This is a genomic window from Breznakiella homolactica (genome assembly GCF_016616095.2).
Taxonomy (GTDB): Bacteria; Spirochaetota; Spirochaetia; order Treponematales; family Breznakiellaceae; genus Breznakiella; species Breznakiella homolactica.
The window spans coordinates 4108718-4130837 of record NZ_CP067089.2; the positions used below are offsets into that span (position 1 = coordinate 4108718).

18 protein-coding genes are annotated in these 22120 nt (G+C 53.6%); 9 read left to right on the forward strand and 9 right to left on the reverse strand.

Translation table 11 applies throughout. The annotated features are described in order from the left end of the window. Positions 1-10: 10 nt before the first annotated feature. Positions 11-1510 (forward strand): L-arabinose isomerase, encoded by a 1500-nt coding sequence (gene araA, locus JFL75_RS18425; protein ID WP_215628137.1) that lies wholly within the window; start codon positions 11-13, stop codon positions 1508-1510. A 7-nt stretch (positions 1511-1517) separates the two neighbouring features. Beyond that, on the forward strand, positions 1518-2246 hold the full coding sequence (gene araD, locus JFL75_RS18430) for an L-ribulose-5-phosphate 4-epimerase AraD (protein WP_215628138.1): 729 nt from the start codon (positions 1518-1520) through the stop codon (positions 2244-2246). 127 nt (positions 2247-2373) lie between these two features. Here araD and JFL75_RS18435 read toward each other — a convergent pair whose 3' ends face one another. The 4 genes from JFL75_RS18435 to JFL75_RS18450 form a co-directional block, all read right to left on the reverse strand. Further along, entirely contained in the window at positions 2374-4383 is a 2010-nt protein-coding gene (locus tag JFL75_RS18435; protein WP_215628139.1) for an InlB B-repeat-containing protein, read from the reverse strand. A 13-nt stretch (positions 4384-4396) separates the two neighbouring features. Further along, a complete protein-coding gene (locus tag JFL75_RS18440) occupies positions 4397-5305 on the reverse strand; it encodes an SGBP N-terminal domain-containing protein (protein WP_215628140.1) in 909 nt (302 codons plus the stop codon). Continuing rightward, entirely contained in the window at positions 5302-6843 is a 1542-nt protein-coding gene (locus tag JFL75_RS18445; RefSeq protein WP_215628141.1) for a bifunctional UDP-sugar hydrolase/5'-nucleotidase, read from the reverse strand. Before JFL75_RS18445 ends, JFL75_RS18440 begins: the two co-directional genes overlap by 4 nt. A 183-nt stretch (positions 6844-7026) precedes the next feature. Beyond that, the gene (locus JFL75_RS18450; RefSeq protein WP_215628142.1) at positions 7027-7836 is read right to left on the reverse strand and encodes a GntR family transcriptional regulator; all 810 of its coding nucleotides are present in this window, start codon (positions 7834-7836) and stop codon (positions 7027-7029) included. A gap of 171 nt (positions 7837-8007) precedes the next feature. On the opposite strand from JFL75_RS18450, the gene deoC reads away from it, so the two are divergent. Both deoC and JFL75_RS18460 read left to right on the forward strand, forming a co-directional pair. Beyond that, positions 8008-8742, forward strand: coding sequence for a deoxyribose-phosphate aldolase (deoC, locus tag JFL75_RS18455; RefSeq protein WP_215628143.1), 735 nt, complete (start codon positions 8008-8010; stop codon positions 8740-8742). 324 nt (positions 8743-9066) lie between these two features. Beyond that, positions 9067-9390, forward strand: coding sequence for a helix-turn-helix domain-containing protein (locus JFL75_RS18460; protein WP_215628144.1), 324 nt, complete (start codon positions 9067-9069; stop codon positions 9388-9390). 82 nt (positions 9391-9472) lie between these two features. Here the strand turns inward: JFL75_RS18460 and JFL75_RS18465 are convergent, their stop codons facing one another. From JFL75_RS18465 to JFL75_RS18480, 4 genes are all read right to left on the reverse strand, one after another. Further along, positions 9473-10759, reverse strand: a complete 1287-nt coding sequence (locus JFL75_RS18465; protein ID WP_215628145.1) for a glycosyltransferase — start codon at positions 10757-10759, stop codon at positions 9473-9475. After that, positions 10756-11967 carry a radical SAM protein gene (locus JFL75_RS18470; RefSeq protein WP_223292702.1) on the reverse strand — a complete coding sequence of 404 codons (1212 nt, stop codon included), beginning with the start codon at positions 11965-11967 and terminating at the stop codon, positions 10756-10758. The genes JFL75_RS18465 and JFL75_RS18470 overlap by 4 nt, the downstream gene beginning before the upstream one ends. Positions 11968-12676: 709 nt before the next feature. Further along, a complete protein-coding gene (locus JFL75_RS18475; protein WP_215628146.1) occupies positions 12677-12856 on the reverse strand; it encodes a hypothetical protein in 180 nt (59 codons plus the stop codon). Between the two features lie 33 nt (positions 12857-12889). Beyond that, the gene (locus JFL75_RS18480; protein WP_215628147.1) at positions 12890-13948 is read right to left on the reverse strand and encodes a DUF7064 domain-containing protein; all 1059 of its coding nucleotides are present in this window, start codon (positions 13946-13948) and stop codon (positions 12890-12892) included. Positions 13949-14191: 243 nt separating this feature from the next. On the opposite strand from JFL75_RS18480, the gene JFL75_RS18485 reads away from it, so the two are divergent. The 3 genes from JFL75_RS18485 to JFL75_RS18495 all read left to right on the forward strand — a co-directional run bounded on the left by JFL75_RS18485 (position 14192) and on the right by JFL75_RS18495 (position 17304). Next, on the forward strand, positions 14192-15466 hold the full coding sequence (locus JFL75_RS18485) for an ABC transporter substrate-binding protein (protein WP_223292703.1): 1275 nt from the start codon (positions 14192-14194) through the stop codon (positions 15464-15466). A gap of 69 nt (positions 15467-15535) precedes the next feature. Next, the gene (locus JFL75_RS18490; protein WP_215628148.1) at positions 15536-16456 is read left to right on the forward strand and encodes a carbohydrate ABC transporter permease; all 921 of its coding nucleotides are present in this window, start codon (positions 15536-15538) and stop codon (positions 16454-16456) included. A 17-nt stretch (positions 16457-16473) separates the two neighbouring features. Further along, the gene (locus JFL75_RS18495; protein ID WP_215628149.1) at positions 16474-17304 is read left to right on the forward strand and encodes a carbohydrate ABC transporter permease; all 831 of its coding nucleotides are present in this window, start codon (positions 16474-16476) and stop codon (positions 17302-17304) included. On the opposite strand, the gene JFL75_RS18500 is transcribed toward JFL75_RS18495, so the two are convergent. After that, positions 17294-18601, reverse strand: coding sequence for an ABC transporter substrate-binding protein (locus JFL75_RS18500; RefSeq protein ID WP_223292704.1), 1308 nt, complete (start codon positions 18599-18601; stop codon positions 17294-17296). The two genes, JFL75_RS18495 and JFL75_RS18500, sit on opposite strands and share 11 nt — an antisense overlap. Positions 18602-18712: 111 nt before the next feature. Between JFL75_RS18500 and JFL75_RS18505 the strand changes: the two genes are divergently transcribed. Beyond that, the gene (locus tag JFL75_RS18505) at positions 18713-20461 is read left to right on the forward strand and encodes a sensor histidine kinase (protein WP_215628150.1); all 1749 of its coding nucleotides are present in this window, start codon (positions 18713-18715) and stop codon (positions 20459-20461) included. After that, a complete protein-coding gene (locus tag JFL75_RS18510) occupies positions 20462-22099 on the forward strand; it encodes a response regulator transcription factor (protein ID WP_215628151.1) in 1638 nt (545 codons plus the stop codon). It begins immediately after the preceding gene. Positions 22100-22120: the final 21 nt, after the last annotated feature.

The following is a 22120-nucleotide window of genomic DNA, read 5'->3' on the forward strand; positions in this document are numbered from 1 at the left end:
AGGAGTTTTTATGTTTGATCTTAAGAAATATGAATTCTGGTTCATTGTGGGAAGCCAGGATCTCTACGGAGAGGAAACCTTAAAACAGGTGGAAGCTAACGTCAGAATCATGGCTCAGGATTTTGCCGGGGACCCGCTCCTGCCCGGTACGGTGGTGCTGAAGCCCGTCGCCATAACTCCCCAGGTGATTAAGCGCCTGTTCGCGGAAGCCAACGCCAGTGAAAACTGCGCCGGCATCATTACCTGGATGCACACGTTCTCGCCTTCAAAAATGTGGATCCAGGGACTCGCGCTGAACCACAAACCAATACTCCATCTCCATACCCAGTTCAACCGGGAAATACCCTGGGACAGTATTGATATGGATTTTATGAACCTGAACCAGGCTGCCCACGGCGACCGGGAGCACGGCCACATCTATGCCCGGATGCGGCTTAACCGCAAGATCGTCGCCGGGTTCTGGAAGGACAGCGATGTCCGCCGGAGAATCGGCGTATGGATGCGCGCCGCCGCGGCCCGTCTCGATGGAACCAATTCCGTGGTAGTCCGCCTGGGCGACAACATGCGGGAAGTGGCGGTAACCGAAGGCGACAAGGTTGAGGCCCAGATCAAATTCGGCTGGCAGGTAAATACCTGGGGCATAGGGGATTTGGTTGAACGGTATAAGTCCGTCAGCGACGGCGCCGCGGAAAACCTGGTGAAGGAATTCGCGGACCGGTATGCTTTTTCCCCGGATGTGCAGCAGGGCGGCAAAAGCCGGCAGGCCCTTCTGGAACAGGTTAAAATAGAAATTGCCCTGAAGGCGCTCCTTGAGGCCGAACACGCGGGGGCGTTCACCACCAACTTCCAGGATCTGCACGGTCTTCCCCAGCTGCCGGGTTTTGCCGCGCAGCGGCTTATGGAACAGGGGTACGGTTTCGGCGGAGAAGGGGACTGGAAGCAGTCCATGCTTCTCCACGTGGCAAAGGTAATGGCTTCGGGCCTTCCCGGCGGGGTTTCTTTTATGGAGGATTATACCTATCATTTCGCCCCCGGAGAAGAAGCCGCCCTGGGCGCCCACATGCTGGAGGTGTGTCCCTCCATCGCCGGCGAAAAACCCCGGATTGAAGTTCATCCCCTGGGAATCGGCGGCAAGGCGCCGCCGGCGCGGCTGGTCTTTGACGCGGTTCCGGGTGCCGCGGTGCTGGCTACAATAATTGATATGGGAAACCGCTTCCGTATGATCATTAACGAAGTGGAAGGAATAAAGATCAGCCATGAAATGCCCCGGCTTCCGGTTGCACGGGCCCTCTGGAAACCCTATCCCAGCCTCACCGGTGCCGCGGAATCCTGGATCCTTGCGGGAGGAACCCACCATTCGGTTTATTCCACCGCGCTGACCAGCGAGTATTTCCGGGACTGGGCGGAAATGATGGACATTGAATGCGTGCTCATCGGCAGAGAAACGAACCCGGACCGCCTCCGGGAGGAGCTCCGCTGGGGCGAATCCTACTGGAATTCCCGGATCTGAGGCTGGTATGGATATGTATAAAACCCTGCGGGAAGAAGCCTGGGAAGCCAATATGGAGATCCCCCGCCGGAAACTCGCGATTTATACCTGGGGCAATGTTTCCGCCTTTGATCCGGCATTGGGGGTGTTCGCCATTAAGCCCTCGGGCGTACCCTACGATGCGTTAACCCCGGAATCCATGGTGGTGGTTGACCTTGACGGCGCAGTGGCCGCGGGAAAACTGAATCCTTCCTCGGATACGGAAACCCACCGGGTGCTGTACCGCGAATTTGTCCGTCTCGCCGGCGGGGCGCCGGTTCCCGTAAAGGGTATAACCCACACCCATTCACCCTATGCCGTAGCCTTCGCCCAGGCCCGGCGGCCTGTGCCGGTCTACGGGACTACCCACGCGGACCATGGGGCCGGGGAGATTCCCTGTACGGAGTATATGGATGAAGAATCGGTAAAGAACGACTATGAACTTGAGACCGGGAACCTTATCGCGGAGACCTTCAGAAAACAGGGCGTGAATCCCTTTGATATACAGATGGTCCTGGTTGCCGGCCACGGCCCGTTTACATGGGGGAAAGATGCCGCCCAGTCCGTATACCACGCGGCGGTGCTTGAGGAGGTCTGCAAAATGGCCCATATTACACTGACCCTGAACCCGGAGCAGAAACCCCTGCCTGATTACATAATCAGAAAGCACTGGGAACGGAAACACGGCGACGGCGCGTATTACGGCCAGAAAAACTGACCCGCCGGAGGATTGTCTGTACTACCCGTCCGTACTGTTCATATACTTATCCGGTGTTCAAATTTCTGTTTCAGGTGATAATAAAAAGGGGTTGTCCTGTTTTCAGGAGAGCCCCTCTTATAAAGCACTAAAAATACCGGACCGGAAGTATGGGTAGGATGCTATTTATTGGAGTATAATAGATAAGACCGCTATCTATAGTTACTGCATATATAGAACCTCCATTAAGTATAGAAGAAGTCCAGTAGTTGCCTGAAGTAAAACTGGTTATTCCTCTTTTTTGGAGGTTTTCAGATATCCAGTAAAGTTCGACGAAGCTTGGGAGAAACCAGTCGCTGTATCCCCCCAGACTATAACTCCTTGCGGTGTGAGCGGCGGTTCCAGTAAAGTTGGCAATAATGAGTTCCGTATTAGATTTTCCGTATCCAGGTTCTATACCTGTTCCGGCTATATACTCTGCTCCCCATTGTACATTATCAATGGGGTTAACCGCACATTCCATATACCGCCAGCCGCCGTCATAGTTTTCCTTATCATAGAATACCCAGCCTCCGGCCGGCCCTTTGCCGCCGACGGTTGTACATGAAACCCATTTCGCGTACAACGTGACTGGACTGTCCGCGGTATATGTGCCGGACAGGGCATAGTCAGTTCCGGAACCATTCGGCTGGGTATTCCATCCGGCAAATCTGTATACGGAACCCTCCTGCCGCAGATCGGAAGAAGTTCCCAGCGTCAGATTAACCCCATGGGTCTTTGTCTGGGCAGCCGGAACCGTACCGTGGGTCGCCCCGTTTTTATTGTATGTCACCGTATAGGTAATAAGGCCAAATGCGGCGGATACGGCAACGTCCCCCGCGGGCATGGTGAAGGTGTAGGGGCCGCTTCCGGTAACCGGAATACTGGTAATCCCCTGCTTCACGGAAAGGCTTTCGCTCTGCAGTACGTAATTGGTTATGGCCGTGACCGCCAGGGTCACGGTATCTCCCTGCAGCGCCATGGTCCGATCAGGCTGCACCGCGTTGTTCAAACTATCGGTATACCCGGAAATTGAATACACCCTGATGGTATCCAGGGCTATGTCTTCCTTCCCGGCCGCAGGCACCGCCCTGGCCGTACCTTCTTTCCATACCATACGGGGATTTGATCCCGCATCTATCAGGGTTTTGAAATATACCGTTCCCTGTGATGAAGGAATATGCATGCGCCAATTAACCGGATTCGCGGCGGGATTGGCAATTTCGGCTTCGGCGATTTTATATGTATCCCCGCAGGATGCATCGCTGTAGGCAATGACCGTCACCTTCGAGAGGCCCGGCGGCAGGGTGTCCCCGGAACCGGGCTTGACCGATATTGTCCCGGCCAGAGGTACCAGCGCCGAGAAATCATTCTCAGTAAAACTGTACGCCGTTCCGTCCGTGGTAAGCCCGGCGTAAATATGCACCACCTCGGTTACCCCGGCGGTCAGCCGGGCAGCGGTGTTTTCCAGAACAATAGTCATGAGATAGTACCCGGGAGTAAGCGCCTGGGTTCCCGATGATTTTGACTGTCCCGCGTTGTAAACAGAAAGCAAATCAATCTGTGTATCCGTTCCGGAATAGCCGTCCAGCGGGGACAGGGTAAGGGAGGCCGCGGTGGTCTTATCCTTCGGAAACGAGACGCCATAGGCGAAGGTGCCGGTGTCGCCGCTCCCCGGCAGTATGGTATCAATGGTTATCGGCACGGATATGGTATTGTCCGCGATGACCGTGATTGTTTTGCTGCCCGAGCCGGAGGCTGTTTCCCCGGCATATGCCGTGGCGGTTACGGTCCATACTCCCGGCGTAAGCTCTATGGTGCGGGAATTCGCTCCGCCGTTAAGCTGGACAGGATCAGGAACCGAGACCCCCGCCGTATCACTGCTGAAACCAAGGATGTATTTTGTAAATCCGCCGGAGGGAAGCAGTGTGCGTACACCGGAGTCCGTTTCACCATATATGCCATGAACAGTAACCGTTATCCGGCCTTGGCCGGCTTCAGGCAGAATCTCCCCGGTATTTTTACTGAGGGGGTGAGTACATCCTCCGGCAAATACGACGGCAATTATTGCAGATGCGGTAATCAGGGTTTTATAAAAAAATCGTTTTACTTTTATCATTGTACCGCGCTCCTTATTCCGCCACCGTAAAGGGTATGGTATTCGAATACGGAATACTGCCCATCGTAACCATAACGGTTATGGTGTGCCGGCGAATCGCGTATTCCGCCGAATTTACCGTGACCGTATTGCCGGTCCCGTTTTTTTCTTCGCCGTTGATAAACCACCTGCAGGATGTATACGTATTACTGACGGATACAGTCAATGTTTTCGGCAGGCTGCTTTTTCCGCTTCTGGACAATACAATCCCGTTCTCCGGAATTCCGGAGAAAATAATATCCTCGTCCTTCGGGCCGGTAATGGTAATTGACGCCTGACTCCGGATAGTAACGGTTACAGTGTATTGCTGTTCTCCGCCGTCTTCGGCAGTAACCGTATATACCACGGGACTTGAAAAATCCTGGGACGCTTCAGGCCCGGGGCTCACCGACGCGCCGTCGGACACGGTTATTTCCGGTGTCAGGGACGTGATAACCGTGTTAAAAGGTACCGCCGCACTGACCGTCTTTCCCGCATGGTCTATCGTGACAGCGGCTTCAATATTTTTAAACCTGAATGCCAGTATCCGCGCTCCGATTAATGCTTCCCGTACAACTACGGTAAAATCCGCGGTTTTCCCGTTTACCCCCACGGTAACAATCTGCTCCCCGCAGGATGTATTATCGAAACCCGATATATGTTCCGATTTGATTTCCAGCGTCCGATCATTTCCGTCGGAATACCTGCCTTTTACGTGCAGCCCGGTGAGGTCGATATCTTCGCCCAATAGGTATTCTGTTTTCGCGGGGAGCGAATGTATTTCAATTCCATGCAGTACGGGATCGCTTTTCAGTTCACTGTAATTGAACATATCACATCCCGAAAAGATGGAAACCAGTATACCGGTTAATACCAGCAGTCTTATTCCGCCATTCGTTCTCATATGGTTCCCCTGTTTTTTTCTTTGGTAAGGAAAAATGAATAGCCTATGGAAGGCGATATCCGTATGCGCCGTCCGATATGTACCGTTTGCCCGTTAAATGTATAGCTGTTTTCAAGCAGCTCCGCGGAGACCCGTAAACCCCCGGTAATCTGTCCCGGCCCAAGGGGATACCCGTATTCCGCGAGAATAACGGCTCCCAGATTCATCGGCGGTTTAAGGAAGTGGTCTTTGCTGTCCAGTATATCATCGGTATAGTTCTGACCGGAGGGAATCAGCAGCCACTCAATTCCGCCGCCGGCCGACAGAACGCCTTTTCCCGGATAAAAGCGGTATTTCACCAGCGCGGACAGCCGCATCTGGGTAAAGACCAGTTCCGCATCGCCGTTTGAATACAATCCGTTCCCTGATGTCCCGAAGCGGAATCCCGTATAGGCCAGTGCCGCGTCAGCCTGGATCCGGATACGGTTCGTTATTCTGAAAGCGGCAAATAATGCGCCGCCGCCTCCGGCAGACAATTTATGGGAAGAAATTTCTGCGCCCCCGATACCAAACCCCAGGTCAAAAAGACCGTAGATACCGATTTCAGCAAAGGGATCCTCCGCGGCTTCTGTTTCGCCGATGCTTTCCCTGAAATTCGCCTCAGCCATGGTGATGTAGGGTTTCATGAGTTCCCGCATAACCTGCGCATCCGGGGGATACCCGTCAATGCGTACGGGCTGCCAGTCAAAACCGGCCAGTTTCCCTTCAGCGATGATCAGTGTTCCCTGGCCCGCGTATCTGCCCCATTCATCCGCGGATACAATAAACGTGTTCCCCGCCTTTTGGGATGCCGAAGGGAAGGGCTGGAAACTGCCGTCAATAATAATATCAATACCGCGGACAGCCTCTGCCAGATCCCGGGACGTGATACCCCGGTTACCGGTGGGTATGTTTCCGGTATTGGTAATTGCTATGATAATATCCACCCGGGAGGCAAGAATTTCCACCATTTCCAGGGAAGCGTCAATTTCATCTATAAATATATAGTTGTCCGTATCATACGAAACGGGGGCAATGATTCCGAAGAGGCCTACCTTGATTCCGCCAAACTGCTTAATGATATATGGGGAATTTCCCAAAAAACTGCCGTCCATCGTTTTGATATTCGCGCACAGGAATGGAAAATTTGCCGCCGGTGACTGGACCGCCGCCGGCGGCAAAGCGGCGGATCCATGGTAATCAAATATGGCCGCGTCATATCCCATCATATTGTACGCGGTAATATCAGCTCCCGGGACGGATCTATCCGGGTAAACCGTTCCGGCATCCACCAGAAGCACATTGCGGCTGGTTTCCCGTACTGATTTGATAAACGTGGCCCGTTCCGCAAGACCTTTGGCTTCCGCATCCGGCAGGACTGAACTGCGCCGGTCGTTGGTATGCAGCAGCACCAGTTCCAGATTTTTTTTCGTATCCCGGCGAGGCCCTGCCCAAACAGGAGAGATCAATAAAAAAAACACCGCAGCCATCGGAATAATCCATGTAATACGGTTCTTCATAAAAACCACCATAAGAATTAGTCTTGCGGCAAAGGTGAAACAACATGATGAGAAAGAAGTAGAATAGTATAACCTGAATTCTTTACTTTGTCTTCTTTATACTAAATGATATATCTCATGGTAATGTATTTTCATGATATTATGGAAAATAGTTCTGATTTTGTAATATGCCCGGTTGTTTCTTCACAAAAATATCCGGCGCTCGAATTCCACGGGGTTTCGGTTGGCCGGGCTGTTTTGGTACAGATCGATACGGAAGACACATTTATCCGCCCGGGTGACCGAAGTGGTATATTCAAAAACATAGCCGTTTTCCAGATGCCCGGTCCGCTCGATGCTGTAACCGGGCATTTTTTTTCCGCACCGCAAATGGGCGGCAGCTTCGGTATCGATGAGAACCGCCGCTAAGGTTTCGGCGGCATGGTAAATTTTAAGGTCGTACTGGTTTGTGAGCACCGTGTACAGAGACGCTTCGGTAAAATCCGTCCGCTCAATTCCCCGGCACAAAAAGTAGGGTATATAGGTGGTTTCCAGCAGAATAGGATTGCCGTCGGCGCACCGCACCCGCCGCAGTTTAAATACTTCGGAGTCCGCGTCAGCCATCCGCAGTTTTTCGGTTATCTGCCGGCTGGACCGTATCGCTTCTGCTTCCAGCACGATAGAACCCGGCGTGTGGCCCATATCACGCATGTTTTTTGAGAAACTGTACAGATGGTTAATGCTGCGGCGCATTTTTTCTTCAGCCACAAAAGAACCTTTGCCCCGGTAGCGAACGATGAGACCGTCCTCCATGAGGCTGTCCATGGCCTGCCGGACGGTGGTCCTGCTTATTCCCAGCGCGCCGCATATATCGGTTTCGGGTATCAGCCTGTCCCCCGGCTTAAGCGCCCCCGACTGTATCTGGTGTTTAAAATAATCCGAAAGCTGGATGTACAGCGGTGTATCGGTCATCAGATTAAAAGTGAAGGTTTTTTTGAATTCATCCCGGTGCATATACAGCTCCTTAAAAAGATTTTCCTCTTAATATACCATACAAATAACAGCATTGTATCAATTGTATGAAACATACCATACGGATTGACACTATTTCGGCAGCGGTCTAAAATGTATCATACAAATGGTACATATAGCCATTGGTGAATAACCGCTATACAGGGGGATGTTATGAAACCCGGAAAAAAAGCCAGTGAGATGACCGCCGCGGAACTGGCCGCGTATATTGACCAGTCTGTTTTAAAGCCGGAATTTACCCGGGAGGAAATCCGCCGGTATATACAGGAAGGTATCGGTTACGGATGCAAGACGGTTTGTATCAACCCCGCCTCCCTTGAAATTGCCAGGGAGATGTGCGCCGGGACCAATACGGGTATATGCGTGGTCTGCGATTTTCCCTTCGGACAGTCGAGTACTGTATCCAAGGCTGCCCAGGCTGAAGTTATACTCAAAGGCGGCATGGTGGACGACCTGGATATCGTGGCGAATTACGGCTGGATACGGAGCGGCCTGTGGCCGGAGGTTGAAGCCGATATCAGGGCTGTGGCGGATGTCTGCCATAGCTATAACGCTATTGTGAAGGTGATATTCGAAACCGACGCCCTTACCGCGGACCAGGTCGCCAAGGCCACGGATATTGCCTGCGCCGCCGGGGCCGACTTCGTAAAAACTTCCACGGGATTTTATACCGGCGGGGAGAGCCGGGGAGCAACCCCGGAGATAATCGCGGTCATGATGGACGCCGCCCGGGGCCGCTGCAAGGTTAAAGGATCAGGCGGCATCCGTGACCGGGACCATTTCCTCAAACTCATTGATATGGGGATCGACCGCATGGGAATCGGTTACCGCTCAACCCCGGTGGTGCTGGGCGCGGATAACCGGCAGCAGGCAGGGGTTCTCCGGTAAAACCGGGGAGCCAGAGAGTGTACCGGGAAGACCCTTCGCCGGAGATTGACTTCCAGTGGAATTTCACTGTAAAACCCCTGTTATTTCCGGCATAAAAGCAATGCTAAAAGCTAATAAAATAATTCATTGAAAGAAAAATTTTTTCCTGAAGCCTGACCTTGGCCGAGCCTCTGATTTTTTTTTCGGAAAAACAGTAGAATTATCTCTCATAATAGAGATTTTACATATATTTATTTGCATAAATATATTAACTATGATATAATTCAGTACTACAATTAATAATAATAAAAATAAAGATATACCATTATTTATATAAACATGAGTTTGGAACGCCTTGTCATAGATAACATCAAACAAATCCGGAAGGCCAAGGGTATATCGCAGGAAAAGCTGGCGGAAGCCTGCAATACTGCGACCAGTTACATTGGCCTGATGGAGATCTATCGGAATGTTCCAAAGTTGTCGACAATTGAACGCATTGCCGGTGCTTTGGACGTTGATCCCCTGGTCTTTTTTAAGAAGACCTACCGGCTGCCGGAAGAACAGGAAATTATGCTCAGCGATTTGAAGTGCGATATTTTATCCTGTTTTGAAAAAGACCTCGACGCGGTGCTGCGGAAATATTTGAATTCGATAGAAATCGAATAACCGATCCGCCGGCTCGATATTGATTCTCCGTGATGGGATACTGAATCCTTTCGGATGCAGTATCCCGTATTCTAAAAGACGGTTACCCTACCTGTTCTTCTCCGATAGTTTTATCCGCGTATTTGCGGGAAAGAGTTTCCTGATGTACCCGGACAATATGGCTGCAGAGAGCCTGGACACCGTGCTCGCCTCTTATTTTTTCCTGCAGGTCCGCGGCGTTTTTCCGGTATGCGGAATTTTCTATAAGGTCGTTTACCTTTGTTTCCAGCTGCGCTCTCGTTATCCGGGACACGTTGCCGTACCTGGGGCCAATACCGAGATCGTGCACCCGTTTGCCCCAGTAATGCTGGTCCACAAAGAGAGGCATCACCATCTGGGGTTTGCCCGCCCGGCTTGCGCTGTGGGTCGTTCCGCATCCTCCGTGATGGATTATCACGTCAAAGAGCGGGAATATTCTGCAGTGGGGAATAAGGCCGTCCAGCAGATACATATCCTGGTTTTTCGCGTTTTCCGCCAGGGTCGCACCGGTCTGCCACCAGCCGGACCCGACCACGAATTTGTATCCCCGTTTTGAGCAGATATCCAGCAGCCATTCGCAGAGAAGATCCTTCTTTTTCGTCTTGCAGCTCCCCAGGGTAAAGAAGAGCGTGGGTTTGCTGTCCTTGTTTACGAAATCGGCAAGCTTGTCGAATTCCTCCTGCTCAAAGGGCAGCATATCGTTGAAGCAGTACCCGCCGATATCCCAGGTGTATTTCCACGCGGGGTCGGTATTGCCCAGGGAAGGGCTGTACATCAGGTAGTTGTGCGCGTGGCCGGGAGCGTGGTCGCCCAGGTCTTTTACCTGGGACATGCCCCGCTTTTTCCGGTTTTTGTTGATGATGTTTTTCGTCAGCACATTAATCCCGAGGTTAAGCATGTTCCACAGTGCCTTTGGGGTTACCACCGGATTCGGGTACGGCCAGGGCATAACCGGCGGCGGTATTTTTTTCCCCGGGATAAAGGGGGCGTAGGCCGTCCGGATGAGGGGTTTCCCGCAGTATTCGGCGATACTGGGGGCGGAAAATTCGGTATTTGTCGCCACCAGGATGTCATGCTTTTCCAGAATAGGAATAAATTCCTCAAACTGCTGTTCGGTTACCCGCTGCATCCACGCCAGCAGGTCCCGGTTGTTGGTGGTTGTTTCCAGGAGGGTGCTGATATCATCGTAATTCTGCAGGGTATAGTTTAAATTAAAGGCCTGGGCGAATTTCTCGAAGACCCTGGGCAGGCTTATGGTAATTTCATGCCCCTGCTTAACCAGCGCATCCGCCAAGGCAAGATACGGATAGATGTCACCCTGGGAACCCCGGGTTATTAAAAAGATTTTCATATCAATCCGATCTGCGCCAGTTTTTCACTGTCCAGCTGGTATTTGGACTCCAGATCCCGGAGGACATTTTCGTTAATTGCCACAGGCCTGTTGAGCTTCTTTGTTTCCCGGTTGGCTTTGAAGAGCATCCGCACCATCTTGGCGGGGTTGAAAACAATGGAAGACATGATCCAGCAGCCGTGGGTACACCAGCAGTTTGCGGTATATCCGTGGCCCACATCGGCTATTTCCTTCTTCATGGCGTCACCGTTCATGATAGCCTGGATGTCGCAGCCGTAGTCCTTAACGTTTCCGATGGGGTCCCGCAGTTCGCAGGAACGGAAGCGGCCGTCGTAATCAATGACCAGGGTTGTCTCGCCGGCGGTGCAGTCCATTCCCCAGGGAGTGGGTTTGTCGATATTGCTGGCCCGGATGTTGTACAGGGAGCGCATGAGCCCAAGATAGAAAAAGCGGGCGATCTTTTTGCCCATGCGGCTGTCCACGCCTTCGGCGATACGGTCGCCGTACGCCGCGTAGTAGGGGACGATTTTATCCTGGATTTCCCGGAGGCTTTTCTCGGTGAGTATCTTGACTCCGTCCTCCCGGGTCATTCCCCGGGCGGCCTCCACGGTATGGGTGGAAATATTGAACCGTCCGTAGGCCCACAGCATAAAGTCCATGAGTTCTTCAACATTGTATTTTGTGATGACCGTGGCAACGTTTTTGAGTATCTGGCCGTCATCACCGAAATTGTCGTCGATTTTCTGAAGGGTTTCCGCCGCGTGGTAAAAACTCGGGACTCCCCGCTGGGTATCGTGGGTACTGCCGAAGCCGTCAATGGAAATGCTGATCGTCAGGTTGGCGTCGGGGCAGCTTTTGCGGAGACGTTTGAGCCATTCCACAATCAGATCGCCCTTTATTCCGTTGGAAGGAAAGTTGATATCCTTGACTTTGTTGTTTTTATAGAACAGTTCGATTATTTCCGGCAGATCCTCCCGGAGGGTCGGTTCTCCGCCGGACAGCCAGAGCCGGTTGAATTCTCCGGCGGTTTCGGAAATTTTCTTGATTTCATCGAAGGTAAGTTCCGGTTCCTTTTTATCCATTTCACCGGCGTAGAAACACATCGCGCATTTCGCGTTGCATTTTCCGGTGACAAAAAGAAAAACCGATTCGAGTTTCCGTTTTGAACTCATTGTGTTGAATGAGCTTCCTTTGCGTTTTGACGGCATACCTTATCCTTAATTATTATTTTTTCATATTTCCCGAATATGGCCATATGCAAACTGACCGGGAATATACGGATTCCGCCCCGTTCCTGTACGGAAAGTACCGGCAAAAACGGCGAAATGCCGCTCCTTTGCTTTTACCGGCCCGAAGCGTAAAGAACAGTATAGTTTATTGCCCCTGTCTTGAAAAGGTACGGCGGCAGGGTATCTGCATTATGGGGAATCCGGCACAGAAGCATGGTTGGCAACTGGGTCCGGGGGGCCTGTCTGGGGGCAAGGGCATAGGGCTCCTCGTCGGCCTGCGGCCTCGAAAGTCGCGCCTATGCCCTTGCCCCCAGACACCCCGCGATACCGGGATTACACCATGCTTCTGTGCCGCTGATCGGGAGATAATGCAGATGACATTCTCTGGGAGGGGGCTGGGTATGTGAGGCCGCTTCGGGAGGAGTGAGGCAACTACAACTGGAGGCGGCAGCAACCCTATCAAGAACTACCATAACCGGGTTGTTCCACCCTTACCCAACCACCCTCACGGAGGACGCACAGACCGGTTTAGCCGGAAAGCACCCGGCCGTACTGGTAACGCCGGGTCTTTCGTATAAAACGGCTTTCGAGGCCGCAGGCCGACGAGGAGCCATTCCCATTTCTACACGACAGGACCCGTGGCACCGGTAAACACGGGTGCTTTCCGGCTTGCGAGAGTCTGTGTTTCCTACAGGCTCTCGCTGAAATTCATCAGACCGTTGAGGGCGAATTTGAGCTCCCGTTTTGCCCGCTCCTTGGCCGGAGAAAAATCATCCTCCGGAAAGTCCAGGAGATTGTAAAAAAGGGTTCTCACTTCATCGAGCTTTTCATTCACTTCATACATCTTATCGTCTTTACTGTCTGCCATTGTATCTCCGGGTGTTTCCGCGCTGTTCCGGGGTTACCGGTTCCAGCGTTTTTCGTCCTTGTTGAATCCGAATTCGATAATGCCCCGGGCTTTAACCCCGTTGATATCGAAGCTGCCGATACCTTCGTGGAACTGGTATACCCGGTTCTCAAAGGCAAACTGGAATTCCATTTCCTTCTCCGCCTTGACGGTCATGACCGTGCCGTCCGCCAAGGTTACCTTCGTCTCGAATGCCAGGGGAACATCGTTGGTTTTTTCGTAATCATCCATGGAAGAATAAAAATCCGTGCAGACCCGTTTTTCCCCTTTGATGAGGTACCCGGTCTGCAGCTCCCGCAGGATAGGGTAGCGGACGGCGTTGAAGTTGAGGTCGTCACCGTTTTCCATGAGGGCTATGATCCAGACGTGCCGGTCCATAAAAGCCCAGTCCCGGGTACCGAAGGAATGGTCCCGCACCGTGGGCATATCCGTCAGGGTTTTCGTTTGTCCGCTGATCGACAGTTCCGCGGTCAGTTTCCCCGACTGTTCGTAATGGACCTGGTGCGCCGCTGCCAGGTTGTTTTGGAATCCTTTTTCGAATTTTTCCCTGGCCAGAGCCCGGGCGACCGGGAGGGAATCGAAGTGCCGGGAGAATTCGAAGATCGGCGCCGTGGCGGTGAACCGGCCTTTGAATTTGACCCGGTCGGTCTGATCCGTGGGAATCCCGTTGCGGCGTTCGTCCAGCCGCACCCGGTTCAGGTCACTGTCGAATTCAAACTCCCAGATTTTCGCCGGCTCCACACAGGTGATGGTCAGACCCGTGGGTTCATGGTTGTCGTATTCCTGCTTGGGATTGACCCAGGCATTGCCGTCCTTGTCCTTGTAGGCTACCCACAGTTCGGTCCGTCCGCCGCCCCGGTAAGCGTTCCTGAAGAGGAGGCTTTCCCCTTCAATATTATGGGCTGAAAAATAAAAGCTGTTGTTCTGGCTGCTGTCGGCATCCGCCGGCAGGGTATATGTTTCGGCATAGACCTCATCAAAGGGATGCTGCGCCTTCCGTTTATCAATAGCCTTTTTGATTATTGCCGTCTTAATCCGTGTTTTTAATCCCATTGTATTACCTCTTTGCTGAATTACCGTGTCTTTCATTGTATTCGGAGCGAGAATCTTGTCAATCTTCCGGCGCTTTGTAAAATAGTATGGTTTTAAAAAATAGTATGGTCCGTTTCCGGCGGGATAATAAAAAATACTAATCATTTCGAAGATTGTGAATTGTCCCCGGTTCCAGGGGATTTTACACTGTTCATAGAATTCCCGGTGATCCGGGAAAACCAAAAAAAGAAAAGGAGCATGGGTATGAAAATGAAAAATACCGCCCTTGCGGTGCTGATGATTCTTATAACAGCCGTTGTCTTTGCCGGCGGCGGCAATGATTCCGGGGGAACCTCCGGCGGAACCGTCACCATCCAGGTGGCGAACTGGGACACCGCCAATATGCCCTACGTGCCGGTGCTGATCCAGGCGTTTGAAACCGCCAATCCCGGCGTCAAAGTTGAAATTGTGGATATCCCTTCGGCGGATTACAACCAGAAGCTGACGGTGATGCTCAACGGCGGCAGCGATGTTGACGCTTTCTGGATCAAGGAAGCGGACATGGCCAAGAGTTTCAACAACCGGGGCCAGCTCATGGATCTGACCGCCAACATCCGCCGGGACGGTATCAATCTCAATGATTTTAACGGGCTGGCGGAAAATTTCGTTTTTGACGAGAAAACCGTGGCGCTCCCGGCGCGGACCGATTACTACATCATGTACTACAACAAGGATATCTTCGACGCAGCCGGGGTGGCGTATCCTTCCAACAACATGACCTGGCCCGAATGGGAACAGCTTGCCGCCCGGGTGACCTCCGGCAGCGGCAACACCAAGAAATACGGCGGGTTCCTCCATACCTGGCAGGCCTGCGTGCAAAACTGGGCTGTCCAGGACGGTAAGCATACCATCATGGAAACCGATTACAGCTTTTTTAAGCCCTATTATGAAATGGCCATCCGCATGCAGGACGCGGGGACGATCTGGGATTTCGGTACCCTCAAGACCGCGGGGATCCACTATTCCAGCGCCTTCCTCCAGGGCAATGTGGCCATGATGCCCATGGGGACCTGGTTCTTCAGCACCATCATCGACAGGATCAACAAGGGCGAAAGCAAGGTCCGGTGGGGCATCTCGGTGCTGCCCCATCCCGCGGGGGTTGAAGCCGGCTGGACCGTGGGTTCCACCACGCCCATGGCGGTGAACAACGCCTCAAAGAAAAAAGACGCTGCCTGGGAATTCGTAAAATTCGTCACCGGTCCCGAGGGCGCGAAGATTTACGCCGCCGGTGGATCACTGCCTGCCCGCTCCAACAGCCAGACCCTGGCGGATATCGCCAACGCACCGGGGATGCCCGAAGGTTCCCTGGACGCGCTCCAGGTCAAACATATCAGCCTGGACCGGCCCGTGGCGGATCTGGTGGCGGATGTCAACAATATGCTTGGAGAAGAACACAGCCTGATTATGCTTAAGCAGGTCTCCATCGATCAGGGTCTGCAGAACATGGCCCGGCGTTCAAAACAGATCCAGAATAAATAGTTCAAAACCCTCTCGGCGGGCCGGCTTTGGCCCGCCGGTTTCCGGTCTCCCGGACCGAAAGGAGTTCCCATGGCAAAACATGCGTATTCCGGAACCGCTGTGACCGGAAAAAAAGGACTGTCCCTGACGGTGAGAAACACCATGATGGGAATGTCCTTCATCCTTCCGAATTTTATTGGTTTTTTTATTTTCATCCTTATCCCGGTGGTGTTTTCCCTTATCCTGAGTTTCATGGACTGGGACGGTTTCAATGCCATGACGTTTGCCGGGCTCAGGAATTTTGTCGCCATCTTCCGGGATGAGGTGTTCCGCCAGTCCCTGGGGAGGACCTTTGTTTATACAATTTCCTGTGTGGTGTTTACCCTCTTCGCGTCCCTGGGTCTGGCGGTGCTGCTCAACAAGGACATCAAGGCCAAGGGCTTTTTCCGGAGTTCCATCTTTTTTCCCTATGTGGCCAGTATCGTTTCCATCGCCGTGGTTTGGCGTCTTCTTTTTATGAAGGATATGGGACCGATCAACGCCTTCCTGCGTTTTGTCGGTATATCGAATCCGCCGGGCTGGTTCGGTTCCACCACCTGGGCCCTGCCGGGGGTCATCATCGTGGCGATCTGGAAATACATGGGGTATTACATGATCGTGTATCTGGCAGCTCTCCAGGACATACCCCGGGAACTCCACGAAGCGGCCAGTATCGACGGCGCTTCGAGCCTTCAGTATTTCTGGCGGATCACCCTGCCCATGCTGGCGCCTTCAACCTTTTTTGTGGTTCTCATGCTGACGATAAACAGCTTTAAATCCTTTGACCTGATCTTCGCCCTTACCGAAGGCGGGCCGGGGACTTCCACCACGCTGCTGAGCAACTATATCTACAATAAAGCTTTTATTTCCTTCAACTACGGACAGACCAGCGCCGCCGCGATGATCCTGTTCATCATTGTGGGAAGCATCACCCTCTTCCAGCTCAGGCTGGAAAAGAAACTTTCCCGGTAGGCCAAGGGAGGGACCCTATGATAGCGAAGAAACAAACCCTGCGGCAGATCCCGGTCTACCTGCTTCTGGCGGTGGTCACCTTTGTCACGCTCCTGCCCCTGGCCTGGATGCTCTCGGCATCCCTCAAACTTGACTCCGAGGTATTTACCGTACCCATCCAGTGGATTCCCCGGAACCCCCTGTGGAGCAACTACGTCAGGATCTGGGAGAAGATCGATTTCCTGCAGTTCACCTTCAACTCATTTAAGCTTTCGATAATTATCACCATCATCCAGGTAATCACCTCAAGCTTCGCCGCCTACGGGTTCACGAAATGCCATTTTCCCGGCAGGGACGCGCTGTTCTTTGTGTATATCGCCACCATCGCCATCCCCTGGCAGGTGTACATGCTGCCCCAGTACGTGGAAATGCGGATGATGCATCTGACCAATTCCCATCTGGGATATATTCTCATGCAGAGTTTTATCGCCTTCGGGGTTTTTCTGATCCGGCAGTTTTACCAGTCCATACCGGATGAACTGCTCGACGCCGCGCGGATCGACGGACTCAACGAATACGGGATTTACTTCCGGGTGGTGCTGCCCCTGTCGAAGCCGGTGCTGGCTACATTGTCGATCTTTAGTTTCGTCACCATCTGGAACGATTTTATGGGACCCATGATCTACTTCGATTCGGTGCGGAACAAGACCATACCCCTGGGGATCAGAATGTTCCTGGGACAGTACTCCACCGAATACGGGCTGATCATGGCAGCTTCGGTGGTATCTTTGATTCCGGTGTTCGCGGTGTTCTTGTCGTTCCAGCGGTTTTTTGTCCAGGGTATCGCCACCAGCGGGCTCAAGGGCTGATGGACTGGCGGTCCTGGATATCCCGGGAACGGGCGCCCATCGTGGCGAGCCCCTCCTCCAGGGAGATTTCATTCAGCATGATCCGGCGGTGGATTTCGTCCAGGGCCTGGTTGACTTCCATGACCTTGGCCTGGATAGGCCGGTCAAGGCTGATACGCCGTACCGTGAGCGCTTCCAGGAGACCCTCGGGCATACCCTCCAGGGCGGCGATTTCCTCCAGGAGGCTGCTGCCGGAATGGGCGGGGATGCCTCCGGTGGCGGCGTACAGGGCCGCCCCTTCGGGACCCGCGGCGAACCTGAGAAATTCCCATGCGGCGTCCTGCTTCGCCGAGACACTGCTGATCGCCATAGGAGTAACGGAACCCACGGTATACCCCGGGGGAATACCCGGGCCGTGGGGCAGGGCGGCCACACCCCAGCGGATAGAACTTTCCCCGGATTTTATCTTCTCCACCACGGTCATCATGAGCCAGGTCCCCATGGGCATCATCCCGACCCGGCCGGCGAGGAAGGCGCTGGAATAATGAATGTTTCCCGTCAGCAGGCTGGCGTAATCCATCACGCTTTCATCCCGGTTCTGCATGCGCAGAACCATTTCGTAATAGGGTTTGAAAAATGCGTAGTCCCGGTCCAGGATGGTATGGATCCCATCCGCCAGGGCCCAGTTCTGGACGCAGGCCTGCCAGGTGTGGAAATGGGCGCCGTAGTATTTTTCCGCGCCCGAGCCGCGGGTCAGGATTCCGGCCGCGGTTTCGAATTCGTCCCAGGTCATGGTATTGGACGGGTAGGGCAGCCCCGCGGCGTCAAACATGTCTTTGTTATAAAACAGGACGTAATAATCCATCCGGGCCGGCAGGGCCATGACGCTTCCGTCAAAGGTAAAATGGTCAGCCAGGCCGTTGTAGTCCGCCAGGTCTATTCCGTCCCGCCGGATGTAGCCGTTGAGTTCCAGCAGCCGTCCCCGCTGGGCGTAGCTGTGGCCGGCGTCACCGTCCTTGATCCAGAAAACATCCAGGTCGGTCCGTCCGTTGAGCATGATCCCCAGCTTGTTGGTATAGTCCGCCGAGGGAATGTCGATGAGATCGATTTTAATCCCCGGATTTTTCGTTTCGAAACTCCGGGCTATGAGTTCTATGGCGGGATTCGCCGCCACATCCCAGGCGGAAACCCGGAGGGTCACCGGCTGGTCCCGGACTGTCTGGCTGTCTCCGCCGGTATCGGAAGCGCCCAGGGCAAATCCCCGGGTACACAGGAAAACAAGCAAAACCGGAACGGTTATTTTTCTGCGGTCCATCATTACCTGAATAGTGTAAACCCGTCGATCTCCGAAGTAAATAACTATTTCCTGTTTTTATTTTTCCGGAACGGGAACGGTGCGGGCCCGGGGCAAATATGGTATACTGTGGCTATGAGATTCCGAAGCATACGTTTTAAAATCATTGCTTCCGTGGTAGCGTACATTGCGGTCATCGGTGTGCTGGGAAATCTCTGGCTCTACACCCATCTCAACCGGATCGTTACCCAGAAGGCGGAACACCTGGACCGGCTTTACACCGACGCGGTCCGGGGCCAGCTGGAGCGGGGATTCTCGGAGGTGTTTAACCTCTCGGTGATATGCGCCCACGATACGGTGGTTGCCCGAATTGTTTCCCGGGAGGACCATCACAGCCTTGAGGCAGTCCGTGAGAGCCTCCACGCCCAGGACCTGCTCAATTCCTATCTCCGGTCGTGTCCGGTGAACGGGTACGTGGATAAGCTGATTCTCTTTAATGAAGGGGATCTGCTGATACAAGCCTACGGCCGCCAGAACGGTGAAGTGACGGACCGGGAAAAGATTGCCGCGCTGCCGCTTTTTGCGGAACTCCTCAGCAGCGGCGAACCCTGGATTGTCGGGTTCGGCGGATCCATTACCGCCAGCAAACTCAGCGACAGTTTTATGATCCTTTTCAGGGTTGATAATATTTACGATCCCGGTTCCTGCGGATACCTCTACCTTGAAATGGGTCTGGACATGGTCTCCGATGAGATCCTCCGGTACGCGGACCCCGGCAGCATGTTCGTCGTGCTGCCGGAAACCGGAGCGGTTTTGTCATCCCGGGGCAGGCTGACTGTCCCTGACGGGGATGAATACCGCTGGACGGCCTACGATGACGGCCAGCGGATCCGCCGGGGAAACCGGACCTACCGGCTCGACCGCACACCCCTGGAGAGTGTGCCCCTGGGGTTGTATTCCCTGACCGATGTGACAAGCCTTGCCCGGGAAGATATGCAGATCCTGTATTCCGTGCTTATCGTGGTTTTGGCCTCCCTCCTTGCCGCCGGCGGCATCGCGGTGACCCTTTCCATGCATCTTACCCGGCCCATCCAGGTGCTGATCAGCCGGATCAAAAAAATATCCGCCAATGATTTTTCCTATGATCCCGGCATTGAAAAAAGCCACGATGAAATCGGCAGTATCGGGCGGGTAGTCAACGAGATGTCCCAAAACATCAGCCGGCTCCTGCGGGAAACCGAGGAGATGTATGAACAGCGGAAGAATGCCGAGATCGCCCTGCTCCAGACCCAGGTAAATCCCCACTTCCTCTATAACACCCTCAACTCCATCCAATGGATGGCGGAAATCCAGAAGAACCCCGGGATTGCCGATATGACCCGGAGCCTTACGAATCTTCTCCGGAACATCGCCGGCATTACCGGTGACAAGATCACCCTGGAAGAGGAACTGCGCCTCCTGGATGATTACGGAGCGATCCAGTCGGTTCGTTTTATGGGCATCTTCGAGATGGTGAATACCATTCCACGGGAATTCCTTTCCTGCCGCATCGTCAAACTGACCCTCCAGCCTTTGGTGGAAAACGCCATTATCCACGGTATTGAACCGTCGGGTTCCTTTGGGACCATTGTCCTCAGCGCCCGGGAGGAAGGGCCGTACCTTTGTATCACCGTGGAGGATTCCGGCCAGGGGATGACCCCCGAGGAAATAGCGGGGATTCTTTCCGGGGAACACCGGGAGAGCGGTACATCCTTCAACAGAATCGGGGTGGCCAACGTCCATACCAGGCTGCAGCTGGTGTACGGCGGGGACTGCGGGCTTTCTTTTGAAAGTGAAAAAGGATCCTTTACGCGGGTTACCGTCCGGATCCGGAAGGAGCAGTAGATGTACCGGGTCCTGCTTGCGGATGATGAACCCATCATTGTTTCCGGAGTAAAGTACCTCATCGACTGGGAGCGGTACGACTGCCAGATTATCGGCAGCGGCGGCAACGGCCGGGAAACCCTGGATCTGATCCGTACCCGCCGGCCGGATATTGTAGTCTGCGATATCGATATGCCCGTGCTTTCCGGTCTCGAAGTCCTGAAGACCGCCAGCGAGGAATTTCCCCGGACGGTCTTTATCATGCTGACCAATTACCATGATTTTGAACTAGCCCGGGAATCTCTGCGCTGCCGGGCGGTGGAATACCTTTTGAAAAACCAGCTCAGCCCGGAAACCCTGGAAAAAGCCCTGGCCGTTGCCAAGGCGGAATGGGAAAACCGGAATAAGCTTGACCAGGTAAATCTGGTGAATGATTACCTTGAGACGAACCGTCAGGAAGTTGTCGGCAATACTTTGATTAAACTGTTTGAATCCTCCCGGGCTGTTCCCGTGCGGGACGCGGCGGCGCTGCTGGACGGACAGGGGATGCTCTCGGGATACGCCGCTGCGTATATACCCCTTGATTTTTCGGCGCTTCCCGGAGGCGGGAGGCTTTCCGGGGAGGAAACAAAGCGGCTTTTTATCTGGCAGAAGGAAATCATCCTCAAGATGGCCCGTTCATTTTTTCAGAACACCGTTGTCCTCGAGCCGGATCTTCTGTGCCAAAGCCTGTATCTGTTCTGCTGGGATCTTGCCCCCGGGGAGTGGGAAAAAAAACTTGAACTGTTCCGGGAAAAAGTGTGCAAGACCTCCGCCCAGATTACCCGCCTCGGGATAACGGTCCTGGGAACCGGATGCTTCAGGGACGGTTCGGAATTAGAACAATGCGGCGCGGCGGTTGCCGCCCTGCGGGAATGGTATTATCTCATGGGTTCCGAAGGAACCTCTGGCCCCCGGGAAAACACTGTTTCCGGACGGGAAAAAACCGAAGGGAAACCCCTGGGCCTGACCGGCGCCGCGGCCCAGCTCGCCGGCGCGGTGCGGTCCCGGGACAGCGAAGAATGCCGGGCCGTCATGGATAAGGTGGTCCGGCGGATCACTGAACTTCCCCATGAAAAAATCCAGGCCCTGTGGCTGTGCAGCGAACTCTATGATACTGTCCGCCCCCTGCTCCCGGGGGATGGATGGGAGGACTGTTTTTCGGACCCCCAGGAAGCCTACCGCCAGATTGACCGGCTCGCAACCCGGGCAGAGGTTGTCCGGTGGCTCGAAAGGATGAAGGATGCCCTCAGTTCGGTGATTCTCAATATGTCCGGGGGCCACACCGATATTATCGAAAAGGCAAAACAGTATGTGGAAGCCAACACGGACCGTCACATCATGCTCCAGGACGCGGCGGAACACGTAGGTATTTCCGCGGGTTACCTTTCAACCCTTTTCAGAAAACAGTACAACCAGCACTTCGTTGATTACATCAACCAGACCAAAATGAACCGTGCCTGTTCTCTGATCCGCCAGGGAAAATACCGGATCTATGAAATATCCTATATGCTTGGGTATGAAAACGCCTATTACTTTACCAGGGTCTTCCGGCGCCACCTGGGGATGACTCCGTCGGAGTACCAGAAAAGCCTGGGCGCCGAACCCCCGGCGGAATAGGCGTTATGAATTTTTCGGGAG